The sequence below is a fragment of the Cellulomonas denverensis genome, from assembly GCF_012396125.1.
Taxonomy (GTDB): Bacteria; Actinomycetota; Actinomycetes; order Actinomycetales; family Cellulomonadaceae; genus Cellulomonas; species Cellulomonas denverensis.
Genome location: NZ_JAAXOX010000003.1, coordinates 20,486 through 35,022, shown reverse-complemented (window position 1 = coordinate 35,022; position 14,537 = coordinate 20,486). Strand labels below are relative to the sequence as shown.

Annotated in this window: 13 protein-coding genes and 1 tRNA gene; 6 read left to right on the top strand and 8 right to left on the bottom strand. The window is 73.7% G+C overall.

The window, feature by feature from the left end:
- Positions 1–314: 314 nt before the first annotated feature.
- Positions 315–388: transfer RNA gene (locus tag HGA03_RS06960), tRNA-Met, on the bottom strand.
- A 371-nt stretch (positions 389–759) separates the two neighbouring features.
- Positions 760–3,792, bottom strand: a complete 3,033-nt coding sequence (locus HGA03_RS06955; protein ID WP_168629543.1) for a UPF0182 family membrane protein — start codon at positions 3,790–3,792, stop codon at positions 760–762.
- 117 nt (positions 3,793–3,909) lie between these two features.
- On the opposite strand from HGA03_RS06955, the gene HGA03_RS18425 reads away from it, so the two are divergent.
- Positions 3,910–4,476, top strand: a complete 567-nt coding sequence (locus HGA03_RS18425; protein WP_239073662.1) for a PPA1309 family protein — start codon at positions 3,910–3,912, stop codon at positions 4,474–4,476.
- 22 nt (positions 4,477–4,498) lie between these two features.
- On the opposite strand, the gene HGA03_RS06945 is transcribed toward HGA03_RS18425, so the two are convergent.
- The gene (locus tag HGA03_RS06945; RefSeq protein ID WP_239073661.1) at positions 4,499–5,632 is read right to left on the bottom strand and encodes a YlbL family protein; all 1,134 of its coding nucleotides are present in this window, start codon (positions 5,630–5,632) and stop codon (positions 4,499–4,501) included.
- A gap of 133 nt (positions 5,633–5,765) precedes the next feature.
- On the opposite strand from HGA03_RS06945, the gene HGA03_RS06940 reads away from it, so the two are divergent.
- Positions 5,766–7,154, top strand: a complete 1,389-nt coding sequence (locus tag HGA03_RS06940; RefSeq protein WP_168629542.1) for a zinc-dependent metalloprotease — start codon at positions 5,766–5,768, stop codon at positions 7,152–7,154.
- A 4-nt stretch (positions 7,155–7,158) separates the two neighbouring features.
- On the opposite strand, the gene HGA03_RS06935 is transcribed toward HGA03_RS06940, so the two are convergent.
- Positions 7,159–7,698 (bottom strand): YgjP-like metallopeptidase domain-containing protein, encoded by a 540-nt coding sequence (locus HGA03_RS06935; protein WP_210732321.1) that lies wholly within the window; start codon positions 7,696–7,698, stop codon positions 7,159–7,161.
- A gap of 231 nt (positions 7,699–7,929) precedes the next feature.
- Here HGA03_RS06935 and HGA03_RS06930 point away from each other — a divergent pair, with 231 nt between their 5' ends.
- Together HGA03_RS06930 and HGA03_RS06925 are read left to right on the top strand one after the other, a co-directional pair.
- Positions 7,930–8,088: a DUF5679 domain-containing protein gene (locus HGA03_RS06930; protein ID WP_168629541.1), complete on the top strand. Its 159-nt coding sequence runs from the start codon at positions 7,930–7,932 to the stop codon at positions 8,086–8,088.
- A 71-nt stretch (positions 8,089–8,159) separates the two neighbouring features.
- Positions 8,160–9,149: a ThiF family adenylyltransferase gene (locus HGA03_RS06925; protein WP_168629540.1), complete on the top strand. Its 990-nt coding sequence runs from the start codon at positions 8,160–8,162 to the stop codon at positions 9,147–9,149.
- Between the two features lie 6 nt (positions 9,150–9,155).
- Here the strand turns inward: HGA03_RS06925 and HGA03_RS18800 are convergent, their stop codons facing one another.
- The 3 genes from HGA03_RS18800 to HGA03_RS06910 all read right to left on the bottom strand — a co-directional run bounded on the left by HGA03_RS18800 (position 9,156) and on the right by HGA03_RS06910 (position 11,954).
- Positions 9,156–9,494: a WhiB family transcriptional regulator gene (locus tag HGA03_RS18800; RefSeq protein WP_275407607.1), complete on the bottom strand. Its 339-nt coding sequence runs from the start codon at positions 9,492–9,494 to the stop codon at positions 9,156–9,158.
- Between the two features lie 136 nt (positions 9,495–9,630).
- On the bottom strand, positions 9,631–9,831 hold the full coding sequence (locus tag HGA03_RS06915) for a hypothetical protein (RefSeq protein WP_168629538.1): 201 nt from the start codon (positions 9,829–9,831) through the stop codon (positions 9,631–9,633).
- A gap of 107 nt (positions 9,832–9,938) precedes the next feature.
- On the bottom strand, positions 9,939–11,954 hold the full coding sequence (locus tag HGA03_RS06910; protein ID WP_168629537.1) for an ATP-dependent helicase: 2,016 nt from the start codon (positions 11,952–11,954) through the stop codon (positions 9,939–9,941).
- Positions 11,955–12,070: 116 nt separating this feature from the next.
- Here HGA03_RS06910 and HGA03_RS06905 point away from each other — a divergent pair, with 116 nt between their 5' ends.
- On the top strand, positions 12,071–12,331 hold the full coding sequence (locus tag HGA03_RS06905) for a mycoredoxin (protein ID WP_168629536.1): 261 nt from the start codon (positions 12,071–12,073) through the stop codon (positions 12,329–12,331).
- Between the two features lie 16 nt (positions 12,332–12,347).
- Here HGA03_RS06905 and nudC read toward each other — a convergent pair whose 3' ends face one another.
- A complete protein-coding gene (nudC, locus tag HGA03_RS06900) occupies positions 12,348–13,412 on the bottom strand; it encodes an NAD(+) diphosphatase (protein WP_239073660.1) in 1,065 nt (354 codons plus the stop codon).
- Between the two features lie 170 nt (positions 13,413–13,582).
- Here nudC and HGA03_RS06895 point away from each other — a divergent pair, with 170 nt between their 5' ends.
- On the top strand, positions 13,583–14,530 hold the full coding sequence (locus HGA03_RS06895) for a phosphotransferase (RefSeq protein WP_203767570.1): 948 nt from the start codon (positions 13,583–13,585) through the stop codon (positions 14,528–14,530).
- Positions 14,531–14,537 lie beyond the last annotated feature (7 nt).

Below are 14,537 nucleotides of genomic sequence, written 5' to 3'. Positions count from 1 at the left end.
GACGCTAGACCTACGGCTGGCGCCCGTCCCGGGACCTAGGTGCTGGAGTCACCCGGTCGGGAGAAGGCACGCGGCCGGACCCGGATCAGTCGGCGCCGGACCGGGCCACCCGCTCGGCCGAGCGATCCACGGACGTCACAGTCCAAAGCCCGGCGAGGGCGCACGGGGAACGACGCGTGGCACACCCGTTGCCCACCCCGCGCAGGCCCGGCCAGTGGCCCCGGGGCCGGAGTCAGCGACGGGGATTCGTGGGAACGACGAAGGCCCGGACCGCGTGGTCCGGGCCTTCGTCACCGATCTACATCGGCACTGTGTAGCGGGGGCAGGATTTGAACCTGCGACCTCTGGGTTATGAGCCCAGCGAGCTACCGAGCTGCTCCACCCCGCGTCGGTGAGCACTACGTTACGCCAGGCTGTCCCCGGGGCCAAATCGTTCCGGGGTGCGCTGGCTCACATCCGTCCTGCCGGACCAGCACCGCGACCAGCGCGCTGTGCTCGCCGCCACCGGCCGCACGTCCACCACCCGCACCTCGCGCCCCCCTGGCCGTGGCGCCCGTCGCCGAGGGCGCAGTTCGCGGTGGCCGTCAGCGCGCTGGAGCAACCGGAACTGCGCCCTCGGCACGCGGATGGGTCCGGGAGGCGGTCATGGCCAGGGCCGTACATGCAGCAGGACCCGGCCGCGTGCTGCGACCGGGTCCTGCTGGGTGTCGTCGGCGCCGGAACGGGTGGTGACCCCGACCCGTCCGGGCGCCGGGCGGGTCAGCCGCCGGAGCCGCTCTCGGTGTCCGCGGCGATGGCGTCCTCCAGAGCCTGCTGCAACCGGTCCTGGGCCTCGCCGTAGGCGGCGAAGTCGTTGTTGGCCAACGCCTCCTGCCCGTCCTGCAGCGCCTGCTGGGCCCGGTTCAGCGCGTCGGTGCGACGGGTGGTCGCGTCGCCGCTGGGCGACTCGGTGGCGTCCGGCTCCGGGGTGTCCGTGGCGTCCGGATCCGGTGTGCCGCCGGTATCACCGTCGGTATCGCCCCCGGTGTCGGGTTCGACGATCTCGTTGCCGGCATCACCCGCTTGGGTCCCGGAGTCGCCGCCGAAGACTTGGTCGAGTGCCTCGTCCAGGGTGCTGGCGAAGCCGATCTCGTCACCGAAGGCGACCAGGACGCGCTGCAGCAGCGGGACCTGGGTACCGCTGGACGCCTGCACGTACACCGGTTGGACGTAGAGCAGACCACCGCCGACCGGCAGGGTGAGCAGGTTCCCGCGGATCACCGAGGATCCGCCGCGTTCCAGGATGTTCAGCTCGTTGGAGACCGCGGGGGTCGAACTGAAGTTGTTGTTCATCTGGTTCGGGCCGGGGATGGTCGAGTCGCGTGGTAGCTCGAGCAGCCTGATCTTGCCGTAGCCCTCGGCGGGATTACCGGCCTCCGATCCGGCCTCGGCATCGACCGCGATGTACCCGGTGAGCACGTCCCGGGCATTGCCACCGCTGGGGATGTAGGTCGACATCAGCGAGAAGCTGGCCTGATCCTGGCCCGGCATCTGCAGGGTCAGGTAGTACGGCGGCTGCGCGACCCCGGCCGACTCACCGGCGGTCGGGTCGTTCGGCGTGCGCCAGAAGTCCGAGCCGGTGAAGAAGGTGTTCGGGTCGGTCACGTGGTACTGGCCGAGCAGGGTGCGCTGCACCTTGAACAGGTCCTCCGGGTACCGGATGTGGCTCATCAGGTCGGAGCTGATCTCGGAGGCCGGGGTCAGGGTGTTGTCGAAGACCTTGGCCCAGGTCTGCAGCACCGGGTCCTCGGTGTCCCAGGCGTACAGCGTGACGGTGCCGTCGTAGGCGTCGACCGTGGCCTTGACCGAGTTGCGGATGTAGTTCACCGTCCGCGGCTCCAGGGCCTGCACGGTCCGGGAGGTCTCGGTCAGCGAGTCGGTGGTGGCGTCCTCCAGCGACTGGCGCGCGGCGTAGGGGTACTGGTCGGAGGTGGTGTACCCGTCGACCATCCACACCACCCGGCCGTCGACCACGGCGGGGTACACCCGGCCGTCCAGGGTCAGGTACGGGGCGACCTTCTGCACCCGCTCGACCGGGTCACGGTCGTAGAGGATCTGCGACTCGGAGTTGACCCGGTCGGAGAACAGGATCTGCTCGGAGCCGAACTTGATCGAGTACAGCAGCTTGGTCCACAGGTTGCTGATCTCCGGGCCGGCCGAGACCTCGTTGGTCGGGAAGGTCGTGGTGACCGCGCCGTTCTCGGCGTCGTCGCTCGGGTAGTCGAACTCCCAGCTGTCCTCCCCCTCCGGGGCACCGACGATCGAGTACTCCGGCGAGTTCTGGCCGAAGTAGATCCGCGGCTCGTACTCGCCGAGCTCACCGGTGGACGGGATGCCGGCCTCCCAGAAGTCGGGGGCACCGGTGGAGGTGGTGGTGTTGCCGTAGGCGGCGACCACCCCGTAGCCGTGGGTGTAGATCGTGGCGTCGGAGTTCCAGTTCCGCCGGTTGGCGTCCAGGCCGTCCAGGTCGATCTCGCGCACCGCGATCACGGTGTCCCGGCTCTCGCCGTCGATCTCGTACCGGTCGACCGAGAGGGTGTCGGCGAAGGAGTAGAACCCGCGGATCTGCTCCAGCTGGCGGAAGGACGGCGAGACCTCCTGCGGGTCCAGCAGCCGGATCGAGGCGGTGGTCTCGGCGTCCTCGCGCAGCGCGCCGGGGGTGGCGTCGGTCTTCGCGTTGTAGGAGCTGACCTCGACGTCCTCCAGGTTGTACGCGGCCAGCGTGGCGTCGATGTTGCGCTGGATGTACGGCGCCTCGGACTCCTGCTGGTTCGGGTTCACCTGGAACCGCTGCACCACCGCCGGGTAGATCCCGCCGATCGCGACCGCGCCGACCACCATCAGGCCGACGCCCAGCGCCGGGACCCGCCAGGTGCCGCGCACCGCGGTGAACACGAACATCAGCGCGACCAGCACGGCGACCGCCGCCAGGATCTGCTTGGACGGGATGACCGCGTTGACGTCGGTGTAGGACGCGCCCTCGAACCGGTCGCCCTGGCTGGTCAGCACCGAGTACTGGTCCAGCCAGTAGTTCGCCGCGATCAGCAGCATCAGCACGGCGGCGATCACCGACAGTTGGACCCGGGCGGCCTTGGTCATCCGCGGGGTGCCGTTCGCCGGGCCGATCCGCAGCCCGCCGTACAGGTACTGGGTGACCAGCGCGGCGATGCCGGAGAGCACCACCACCGCCATCACGAAGGACACCACGAACCGGATGCCCGGCAGCTGGAACAGGTAGAAGCCGAGGTCGATGCCGTACTGCGGGTCATCGGTGCCGACCGGCGTGCTGTTCAGCCAGAGCTGGACGGTGCTCCACTGCTGGGAGGCCGCGACCCCCGCGAACAGGCCGAGCACCGCGGGCGCGGCGATCACGACGACCTTGCGCAGCGGCTCGATCGCCTCGCGGTAGGCGTCCAGGCTGACCTGCTCCCGGTTGGACGGGGCGTAGATCGGCCGGCTCTTGTAGGCGACGGTCAGCGCGGCGAAGACCGCACCGCCCATCACCAGGAACCCGGCGGCGAACAGGGCGGCCCGGGTGCCCCACTCGGTCCACAGCACGGTGGAGAACCCGAGCTGGTCGAACCACATCACCTCGGTCCAGAACTGCGCCAGCAGGATCACGACCAGCACGATCGCGACCAGCACCAGCGCGGTGATGACCAGGGGGTTGCGGCGGCGGCGTGCGCCACCTCCGGACGGCCGTGGCGGGCGTGGGCCCTGCGGCCGGGAAGCTGACGGGTTGGCGAAGGCCACGATGGTTCCTCGTCGTCGGCGAACAAGTCAGGCGCGCGTCGCGCCCTGTGCGGGACAACGTGCCAGGTGACCCACAGGTTCCCACAGCAGCGGTCCAGCGATGCGAGGATGGCGCCCGTGACAGCGAACACCGATCCGGCCGCCGGCGCCACCCCCGTCCCGTCCGCCCTGGCGCAGGCCGTGGTGGAGATCGAGCGGCACGTCGCCTCCGGCGGCTGGGACGGACCGGTGCGGGTGTTCGCGCTGGTCCGCACCGCGAGCGCCCTGGCGGCCGAACCGGCGCTGGCCGGTCAGCTCCCGCCGGAGGTGTTGGCCGCCGCCTCCGCCGATCCCGAGCACCTGACCTCGGTCGAGCAGGAGGGGCTGCCGGCCTCCGACGACCTGGAGGGCCTGCTGGGCGCGATCGCCTGGCCGGAGACGGTCGACGGCGCCGCGATCACCGTCGAGCGGGTGGTGTTGCCCCCGGAGGCGGAGGAGTCGCTGCCCGAGGACCCGCAGCAGGCGGTGGCCGCGCTGATGGCGCACCCGGACCGGCAGGACGTGCGCCTGGCGGTCGGCGTGCTGCGCGACGGGTCGTCCTGGTGCGCGATTCGGCAGCGGGCGCTGGACGCCGACCAGGCGGTGGGCCAGGGACCGGATGCGGTGCCCGGGCTGATCGAGGCGCTGCGGGCGACCCTGGCCTGAGCCCTGGTGCCGGCCCGGCCGGTCAGCCGGTGCAGGTCGGCAGGTCGTCGGCCTGGCCGGACCCGATCGCCTCGACCGCCTCGCGCGCGCCGTGCAGGGTGTCGATCCGGACCACCCGGAGCCCGTCCGGGACGTGGCCGACCACCTCGTCGCAGTTGTCCGCCGGGGCCAGGAACCAGGTCGCCCCGTCCCGCACCGCCCCGGCCATCTTCTGCCGGATGCCGCCGATCGGACCGACGTCGCCGTTCAGGTCCATCGTGCCGGTGCCCGCGATCCGCTCGCCGTTCGCCTCGTCCTGCGGGGTGAGCCGGTCGATGATCCCGAGCGCGAACATGGTGCCCGCGCTGGACCCGCCGATCCGCTCGATCTGGATCGACACCTGCACCGGCAGGTCGAACTCCGGGTCGATGTACACCCCGAGCTGGCTGCCGCCGCCGTCCTTGGCCCCGGTCACCACCGGGACGTCCTGCGGCTGCCCGTCCCGCTCGATGCCCAGGGTCAGGGTGGTGCCGGGGTCGGTGGCGGCCAGCAGGTCGATCAGCTGGGCGTAGGAGTCGAGCGCCTGGCCGTCCACGCTGCGCAGCACGTCGCCCTCGGTCAGCAGGTCCTGGGCGCCGCTGCCCTCGACCGTGCCGGCGATGGTCATGGTGGTGGGCACGTCGTAGCCCAGCTCCTCCAGCGCGGCGACGGTGGCGTTCTCCTGCGAGGAGGTCATCTGCGCCTGGTTCTGCTCGTCGATCTGCTCCTGGGTCGCGCCCTGCGGGAACACGAACTCGGCGGGCAGCACCTGGGTCGAGCCGCTCAGCCAGCCGGACAGCACGCCGACCGCGGAGGACGGGAAACCGGGGCCGCCGGTGGTGGACACCGTGGTCAGGCGCAGCTCGCCGGTGGAGTCGTAGGTCTCGGCGCCGGTGATGCTGATCAGCGGTTCGCCGTCGTACTCGCCCAGGGTGTCCAGGGTCGGCCCGGGGCCGTTCACCGCATAGGGCACCGGCAGCAGCAGGGTGGCCAGCAGCAACAGGGCCGAGCCGAGCATGCCGAAGGTGAGCAGCGCGGCGCGCCGGGTGACCGGGGCGCGGGGCGGCTCATCCGGGCCGAAGACGTCCAGCGGGCGCGTCGGGTCGGCCGGGGACCAGGTCGGGTGCGGATCGGACACCGGACGATCATGCCGCACCGAGCTGGGAGGGACCTGGCCGGCGCTGCGCCCTGAGCGAACCGCACCGGTCCGCCCGGGGCGGGTGGCGGCCGAGGTCGTTACCGTGGTGCGACCACGAACACCGGGAGCTCCGATGGACGATGTCACCCCCACCTCCGGTCAGCCGGAGGGTTCCGCCTGGGAGCAGATGCTGCGGCAGATGTTCGGGCCCGAGGCCGACGAGGCGCTCCGCCAGATGCGGGCCCAGGGCCTGGACCCGGCGCAGATGGCCGCCGCCTCCGGTCTGCCCAATGACCCGGCCGCGCTGCAGCAGATGATCGGCCAGGTGCAGCGGATGCTCGCGTCCAGTGGCGACGGCCCGGTGAACTGGGACGTGGCGCACGACGCCGCCCGGCAGATCGCCGTGACCGGCGGCGACCCGGTGCTCAGCGCGCAGCAGACCCGCGAGGTGACCGACGCACTGTCGGTGGCGGAGCTGTGGCTGGACGCCGCGACCGATCTGCCGCCATCCGGGGGCACCGCCCGGGCACTGTCCCGCTCGGAGTGGGTGGAGCAGACCCTGCCGACCTGGCGGGCGCTGACCGAGCCGGTGGCGACCTCGATGTCGACCGCCCTGGCCGAGACCCTGTCCAGCCAGCTGCCGGAGTCGATGGAGCTGCCGCCCGGGCTGCCCGGCGGCTTCGACCCGCAGACCATGATGCGCCAGCTCGGCTCGCTGGTGTTCGGGATGCAGGTCGGGCAGGCCGCCGGGTCGCTGGCCCGGGAGGTGTTCGGCCTGACCGATGTCGGGCTGCCGCTGGTGCACTCCCCCGCCACCGCGCTGGTGCCGGGCAACGTCGCGGACTTCGCCGAGGGGCTGGAGATCCCGCTGGAGGAGGTCCGGCTGTTCCTGGCGGTGCGCGAGGCGGCGCACGCCCGGCTGTTCACCCACGTCGGCTGGCTGCGCGCGCACCTGCTGGGCGCGGTCGACGCCTACGCCCGGGGCATCTCGATCGACCTGGAGAGCCTGGAGGAGTCGGTCCGCCAGATCGACCCCACCGACCCGCAGGCGCTGCAGGGTGCACTGTCCTCCGGGGTGTTCGCCCCGCAGAACACGCCCGAGCAGCAGGCGGTGCTGGGCCGGCTGGAGACCGCGCTGGCGCTGGTCGAGGGCTGGGTGGACGAGGTGACCGCCGCGGCGACCCTGCCGCACCTGCCGCACACGGTGCAGCTGCGGGAGATGATCCGGCGCCGCCGGGCCGCCGGTGGCCCGGCCGAGCAGACCTTCGCCACCCTGGTCGGGCTGGAGCTGCGGCCGCGCCGGTCCCGGGACGCCGCCGCGCTGTGGGCGCTGATCTCGCGCGAGTCGGGCCCGCAGGGCCGGGACGCGGTCTGGGACCACCCGGATCTGCTGCCCACCGCCGAGGACCTGGACGACCCGGCCGGGTACCAGGGCCGGCGCCGGGCCGCGCAGGACGAGCACGCCGACCTGGACCGGGCGCTGGCGGAGATCCTCGGCGAGGACGACGAGCAGCAGGACTGAGCCGCTACTCGGCGTCCTCCTCGTCGGTGGACTGCGGGCGGCCACCCTCGCGGTCGGCGAAGGACCAGCCGTCCAGGAACCCGCGCGCCCGCTCGGTGCGCGGGTAGGAGTCGAGTTCGGCCCAGAACTCCGGTCCGTGCCCGGCGTGCAACAGGTGGTTCAGTTCGTGCAGCAGCACGTAGTCGGTCACCCAGGACGGCATCCCGCGCAGCCGGTCGGAGATCCGGATGCTGCCGTCGCCCAGGCTGCACGAGCCCCAGCGCTGTCCCTGGTTGGACGACCAGCGCACCGAGGACGGCACCGCCCGGCCACCCAGGTAGCGCTCGGACAGTTCCGCGGCGCGCTGCACCAGGCCCTCGTCCGACGGCCGGCGGCGCTGCTCCTGCCGGGCCAGCCGCTCGACCATCCGGCGGACCCACTCGCGCTCCTGCGCCCGGGTGAACCGGGCCGGGATCGCGACCACGGTGCGGCCGTTCTCCCGGAAAGCGGTGACGGTGCGCGAGCGACGACGGGACCGGCGCACCTCCACCGGCCCGGGCAGCAGGTCGGCGGTGTCCGGCGCGCTCGCCCCGGAGGCGGCACCGGTCGTCTCCGGCCCGCCGTTCTGCTCGGGGTGCTGACGCACGGACAGCACCGTAGCGGGTCCGCAGATCAGCGCGGCGCACCGGGGCCGACACGCCGCCGGCCGGTTCCACCCGCACGGGGCTCGCCCACGAACCCCCGCGACCGGGATACTGGCTCCTCCGCCCGCCCCCGACCGGATCGAGGAGACCCGATGTCCGACACCTACACCGGCGAGTTCTACTGCGTGAAGTGCAAGGAGAAGCGCGAGACCACCGGCGATGTCGTGGTCGCCGACTCCGGCCGCCGGATGGCCAAGGGCGTCTGCCCCGAGTGCGGGACCAAGCTGAACCGGATCCTCGGCAAGGCCTGACCACTCCCACTGTGGACAACCGGGGCGGGTCCCCGGCCCCGTGCCACCGTGCTGCCGGAGGAGGTGGCGCGATGCGGCTACGACGGGGACTGCGGCTGGTGCGCACCGGCGAGGACGAGGTCCAGATCGGCACCGACCCGCGCTGGGCGGTGCGCCTGCACGGCCTGAGCCCGGTGCAGTGCCGGGCGGTGCTGCGCGGCACGGAACGCTCGTTGCGCCTCGTCCTGCCCGCACCGGTGCTGGCCGAACTCGGCACCCTGGGACTGCTGCGCCCGCCGGTGCCCCGCGATCTGCCGGTGCCCGAACGCCTGGTGCCGGACTGCCGGGTCACCGCCCTGGCCCGGGACGGTGATCCGCGCGCGATCCGGGAGCGCCGGGCCGCGGCGACCGTGGCCGTGCACGGGCTGGGCCGTACCGGCGTGCAGGTGGCCGTGTTGCTGGCCTCGGCCGGGATCGGCACCGTCCTGCTGGCCGACCGGCACCGGGTGCGCGGGACGGATCTGGGCACCGGGCTGGGTCCGGGCGAGGTGGGCCGTCGCCGGACGACCGCGGTGGCCGCGCTGCTGCGGTCGACTGCGCCAGGGGTGCGCACCGGGACGGCGGAGCGGTCCGGTCCGGAACCGGAGGTGGTGGTCACCGTCGACGGCGACGCGGTCGACCCGGAGCGCACGCAGGCGTTGTTGTCCGCGGGCACCGCACAGGTGCCGGTGGTGCTGCGGGAGGCGGATGCGCTGGTGGGGCCGACGGCCCGGCCGGGCGGGGCGTGCTGTCCACGGTGTGTGGAGCTGGCCCGGGCCGACCTGGACCCGCGGTGGCCGCGGGTGCTGGGGCTGCTGCGTGCCGGCGACGATGCCGGTGCGGAGCCGGTGGTGCTGGCGGCGGTGGCCGGTGGCCTGGCCGCCGCGGAGGTGCTGAGTCTGGTGGACGGCGATCAGCCGGTGACCGACGGCCGCCAGTACGAGCTGCCGTTGCCGTCGGTGGAGCCGAGGCTGCGGGCCTGGGCGGCGCACCCGGAGTGCGGGTGCGCCGCCCTGCCGACGGGAACGGTGACCGGGACCTGAGTCATCTCAGGCCGCCGGGGTTGCGTCCTTGCGGGGCCGGCCGCGGCCGCGCTTGACCGCGACCACCTGTCCCGCGACGAACACCTGACCGCCCCAGACCCCCCAGGGCTCCTGCCGTTCGAGGGCGCCGGCCAGGCAGCCCTCCAGCAGCGGGCACTCCCGGCACAGCGCCTTGGCCCGCTCGACCTCGGCGGTGCGCTCGGCGAACCAGAGCTCGGGGTCGTTGGAGCGGCACGGGATCAGACCCGCGACCAGGGTGTCGAAGTCGTCGGTGCCGGACGTGACGGGGGGCCAGGGGCCGGACCCGCCGAGTCCGACCGTGTCGAGCAGCGTGGTGAGCCGCACGATGTCCTCCTGATGTGAAGCGAAAGCTGATGGGGCGGACGGGTCCCGTTGCTCCCACCTCGCCCCTGCCATCAGGTCGGGACAAAGAGAAAGGCCACGGAATCCGGGGGACTCCGTGGCCTGCAGGTCAGGTGCTCTAGCCGAGCAGACCTGGGCCGACGGAGTCGGGGGCGGGGGCATCACCGCTGCCACGCAGGCGACCGGTGAAGCCGAGGGTGGCGGTGCCGCCACTGGTGATCCGCACCGCGGACACACCACTCCCCTGGACCGAACCGAAGGTGGACGCCTGGATCGGCAGTGCGACCGCACCGGAACCGATCATGTTGAGCTTCTTCACCACGTCCACCTCCTCTCGTCTCCGACCGGTCTGCGCTTGGCACAGCACGGCCTGTCTCATCGGGCAGGAATCACAGTAGGCGGCAGGCCGAGGACGGCACAACCGAATTAACGAGAAACTTCTGAGTGGGCCGCGACGAGCGCCAGCAGCTCGGTGCCGTAGCGGTCGATCTTGGCCGGTCCGATGCCGTGGATCCGCGCCAGATCGGGCACCGAGGCGGGTCGCAGCTCGGCGATCGAGGCCAGCGTGGCGTCGCCCAGCACGGTGAAGGACGGCTTGGACGTCCGGCGGGCCAGGTCCTCGCGCCACTGGGTCAGTGCAGCCAGCAGCGCCGGGTCCGGATTGCCGGTGGTGCGCGGCACCGATCCGGTCTCCCGGCGGCCGAACCGGCCCCGGCCGTCGCTGGGCCACAGCCCGTCCAGGAACCGCGAGCGCCGCCGGTTGCCCCGGCCGCCCGGGGTGCGGGAGCGCGCGTAGGACAGTTCCAGGTGCTCGCGCGCGCGGGTGATGCCGACGTACAGCAGCCGGCGCTCCTCGGCCAGGTCTGCGGTGGTGTCCGCCGACGCCCAGGGCACTAGGCCCTCGCTCAGCCCGGTGAGGAAGACCGCGTCCCACTCCAGGCCCTTGGCCGCGTGCAGCGACGCCAGGGTCACGCCCTCCACGGTGGGGGCGTGCTGGGCGGCAGCGCGCTCGTCCAGGTCGGCGACCAGATCGGCGACGGTGGCCCGGCCCCCGGCGCGCTCGGCGGTGGCGGCCAGCTCGTCGGCCAGGGCGACCAGTGCCGACAGCGAGTCCCAGCGTTCGCGGGAGGCGCCGCGCGCGGCGGGCGGTTCCTCCGACCAGCCGACCGCCCGCAGCGCGTCCCGGGCGGCCTGCGGCATCGAGTCGCCCGGGTCGGCGGCCACCGCCGCACCGCGCAGGGTGACGATCGCGTCCCGCACCTCGCGCCGGGCGAAGAACCGCTCCCCGCCGCGCAGCACGTAGCCGATCCCGGCGGCGGCCAGCGCCTGCTCGAACGCCTCGGACTGGGAGTTGATCCGGTACAGCACGGCGATCTGGCTGGGCCGGGTCCCGGCGGCGATCAACCGGCCGATCCGGGTGGCGACACCGGCCGCCTCGGACTCGTCGTCGTCGTAGACCGCGAACCGCACCGGCCCGGCCGCCGGCCGCTGGGCGACCAGTTCCAGCGGTGCCCAGCCGGTGCCCTTCGGTGCGCGGCGCAGCACCTCGTTCGCCAGGCCGACCACCTGCGGGGTGGAGCGGTAGTCCCGGACCAGCCGGACCACCTGGGCGCCGGGGTGCTCGGCGGTGAACCGGGTCAGGTAGTGCGGGGTCGCCCCGGCGAAGGAGTAGATGGTCTGGGCCGGGTCGCCGACCACGCACAGTTCGTCCCGGCCGCCGAGCCACTGGTCCAGCAGGAACTTCTGCAGCGGGGAGATGTCCTGGTACTCGTCCACCACGAACCGGCGGTACTGGGACCGGACCTCCTCGGCGACCGCGCCGTTGTCCACCAGCATCCCGGCCAGCAGCCAGAGGATGTCCTCCATGTCCATCGCCCCGCGGGCGTCCTTGGCGTCCTCGTAGGCGGTGATCAGCCGGGCGATCACCTGGTGGTCGTGCCCGGCGGGGGCCGGGCGCCCGGCGGCGGCCGCGGCGGTCTGGTAGTCCTCGGCGGTGATCCGGCTGACCTTGGCCCACTCGATCTCCGAGGCCAGGTCCCGCACTGCGACCCGGTCGACCGCCAGGCCCAGCCGGTGGCAGGCGTCGGCGACCACCGGGGCCTTCTGGGCCAGCAGCTCCGGCACCGGACCGCCCACCACCCGCGGCCAGAAGTACCGCAGCTGGCGCAGCGCCGCGGAGTGGAAGGTGCGGGCCTGCACCCCCGCCACCCCCAGGTCGCGCAGCCGGGTGCGCATCTCCCCCGCCGCCCGGGCGGTGAAGGTCACGGCCAGCACGCTGGTCGGCGCGTACACCCCGGTGCGCACGCCGTAGGCGATCCGGTGCGTGATGGCGCGGGTCTTGCCGGTGCCGGCGCCGGCCAGCACGCAGACCGGGCCGGTGAGCGCACCGGCCACCGCGCGCTGGTCGGGGTCGAGGGCGTCGAGCAGATCGTCGGGGGACATCGCCTGGCATCCTCGCACCTGCCGGGGACAGCCCGGCACCGGCTGGGGACCACCGGCGGGAATGCCCGGCACCGGCCGGGGCGTTGCCACCCGAGCACCCCGAGGAAAGGACGACGATGACCCAGGAGCTGCCCGCCGCGGGCTCGGTGACGATGTACACCACCACCTGGTGCGGCTACTGCCGCCGGCTGAAGACCCAGCTCGACAGCGCCGGGATCGGCTACACCGAGGTGGACATCGAGCAGCAGCCGCAGGCCGCGGCCTACGTCGAGCAGGTCAACGGCGGCAACCAGACCGTGCCGACCGTGCTGTTCCCGGACGGGTCGGCGCTGACCAACCCCTCGCTGGTGCAGGTCAAGCAGGCACTTGCCGGCTGAACCCGGCTGAGCCCGGTCAGGCCCCGCCGTCGTCCGCGTGACCGGCGGGGCCGCTGCCGGCCGCCGGGTCCGGGGCGGGCACCGAGGTCCGCCAGGCGTCCGGCTCCGGCCCGGGCGGCACCGGACCGCCGAACCAGTCCTCGATCAGCGCCCGGGCGATCGAGGTCGACGGCGGCAGTACCACCTCACCCACGGCGACCGCGCGGTGCAGCTCGGCCCGGGTGAACCACTGCGCGGCGGCCAGCTCGTCGCCGTCCACCGCGATCGTCGTGGTCAGGGCGCGGGCCTGGAAGCCGAGCATCAGCGACGCCGGGAACGGCCACGGCTGGCTGCCCTTGTACTCGACCTCGCCGACCACCACCGCGGACTCCTCGCGCACCTCGCGCCGGATCGCGTGCTCCACCGACTCCCCGGGCTCGACGAACCCGGCCAGGGTGGAGAACCGCCGGGCCGGCCAGGCCGCGGAGTTCGCCAGCAGCAACCGGCCGTCGTCGTCGATCACCGCCATGATCACCGCGGGGTCGGTGCGCGGGTAGTGCTCGGTGCCGTCCGCCACGCAGCGCCGGACCCAGCCGGACTGGACGGTGTAGGTCACCGCCCCGCAGCGCGGGCAGCGCGGGTGCCGGACGTGCCACTCGTACAGCGCCACCGCGGCGGTGGCCAGGCCGGCGTCCCGGGCGGACAGCTCGGCGCCGATGTCCCGCAGCGGCATCCAGCTGGTGCCCTCCGGCAGCGCGGCCACCGCCGGGTCCGGCACGTGGTGGGCCAGATACGCGGGTCCGGTGCGCTCGACCGGCTCGGTCACCGCCACCCCGGGCACCTGGTCGGCATCGTCGTAGCCGAGGAAGGCCCACCGTTCGGCCAGCGATCCGGTCGGTGCGCGCAGGGCGGCCTCGGCCGGGGCGAACCAGACCAGTGCCGGCCGGCGTCCGTCCGAGCGGGCCACCACCTGCCCGGAGCTCACCAACAGCACCCGGGAACCGGGCAGGTCGAGCAGGCGGTCCAGCAGACCGGGGTCGCGGCGGAGGTCGGCGGCACGGTCGGTCACCGTGCGCGACAGCGGAAGATCGGAGTCGAGCACCACGTCACCGTACGCGCCCGGGCCGACGGTCGCAGAGGCCGGTCCCCGGTGACAGGTGGCGGCACCCACTCCCGCCCGCGCCCTGCCCGGCACCGCCGCTCGAAGCACCCGACACGCCGGAATGGCACCGCCCCGGGCGGAGCCACCGCCCACCCGCCTACCCTGTGGGGGTGCGTTCACCCCTCGCCCTCGCTGCGCTCGCGACCGTCGCCGTCCCCGGCTTCGACGCCCGGGCGGTGCGCGCGTCGGACTTCGGTGGCGAGGACGACATCGCGGTGGTGACCGACGCCAAGAACGCCCGCTGGGTGGTCCGTGCCCCCCGGTCCTCCGCCGCCGGTGCCGCCCTGGAGGCCGAGCTGGTCCTGCTCGGGGGCCTGGCCCGGGCGGTGGACGACGGCACCCTGCCGTTCGACGTGCCGCGGGTGGTCGGGTCGGCCCCGCTGGAGGAGGGCGGCCGGGCGGTGATGTACCGCCAGCTCAAGGGTCACCCGGTGGCGCTGGACCGGTTGCGGCCGGGTCCGGGCACCGCGGCGGCGCTGGGCCGGGCGATCGCCGCCCTGCACGAGCTGCCGCCCACCCTGGCCGAGGAGGCCGGGCTGCCGATCTACGACGCCGCCACCTACCGCGCGCGCCGGCTGTCCGAGGTGGACGAGGCCGCCCGCACCGGCCGGGTGCCCGCCGGGCTGCTGCGCCGCTGGGAGGAGCGGCTCGAGGACGTCGCGATGTGGAAGTTCAGCCCGGTGATGGTGCACGGCGACCTGTCCGCCGACCACGTGCTGGCCGCCGACGGCGAGGTCACCGGGGTGCTCAGCTGGGGCGAGGCGAAGGTGGCCGACCCCGCCGACGACCTGTCCTGGTTGCTGGTCGCCGCCCCGCAGGACGCGGTGGACGCGATCATGGAGGCCTACCAGCTGCGGCGCACCGAGCTGACCGACCCGTTCCTGGCCGACCGCGCGCTGCTGGCCGGGGAGCTCGCGCTGGTGCGCTGGCTGCTCTACGGCGTGCGCACCCGCGACGACGAGGTGATCGCCGATGCGGTGTCGATGCTGGACGAGCTGGACGAGCAGACCCGGGAGCAGCCGGAGACCGGCAGTACCCCGGCCGCCGTCCAGGACTAGCCCCGGA

Excerpts from the sequence above, each read along its gene's own strand:
- HGA03_RS06940 (WP_168629542.1), top strand. The coding sequence starts at position 5,766 with ATGGACGATGTCACCCCCACCTCCGGTCAGCCGGAGGGTTCCGCCTGG.
- HGA03_RS06930 (WP_168629541.1), top strand. The coding sequence starts at position 7,930 with ATGTCCGACACCTACACCGGCGAGTTCTACTGCGTGAAGTGCAAGGAG.
- HGA03_RS06925 (WP_168629540.1), top strand. The coding sequence starts at position 8,160 with ATGCGGCTACGACGGGGACTGCGGCTGGTGCGCACCGGCGAGGACGAG.
- HGA03_RS06910 (WP_168629537.1), bottom strand. The coding sequence starts at position 11,954 with ATGTCCCCCGACGATCTGCTCGACGCCCTCGACCCCGACCAGCGCGCG.
- HGA03_RS06905 (WP_168629536.1), top strand. The coding sequence starts at position 12,071 with ATGACCCAGGAGCTGCCCGCCGCGGGCTCGGTGACGATGTACACCACC.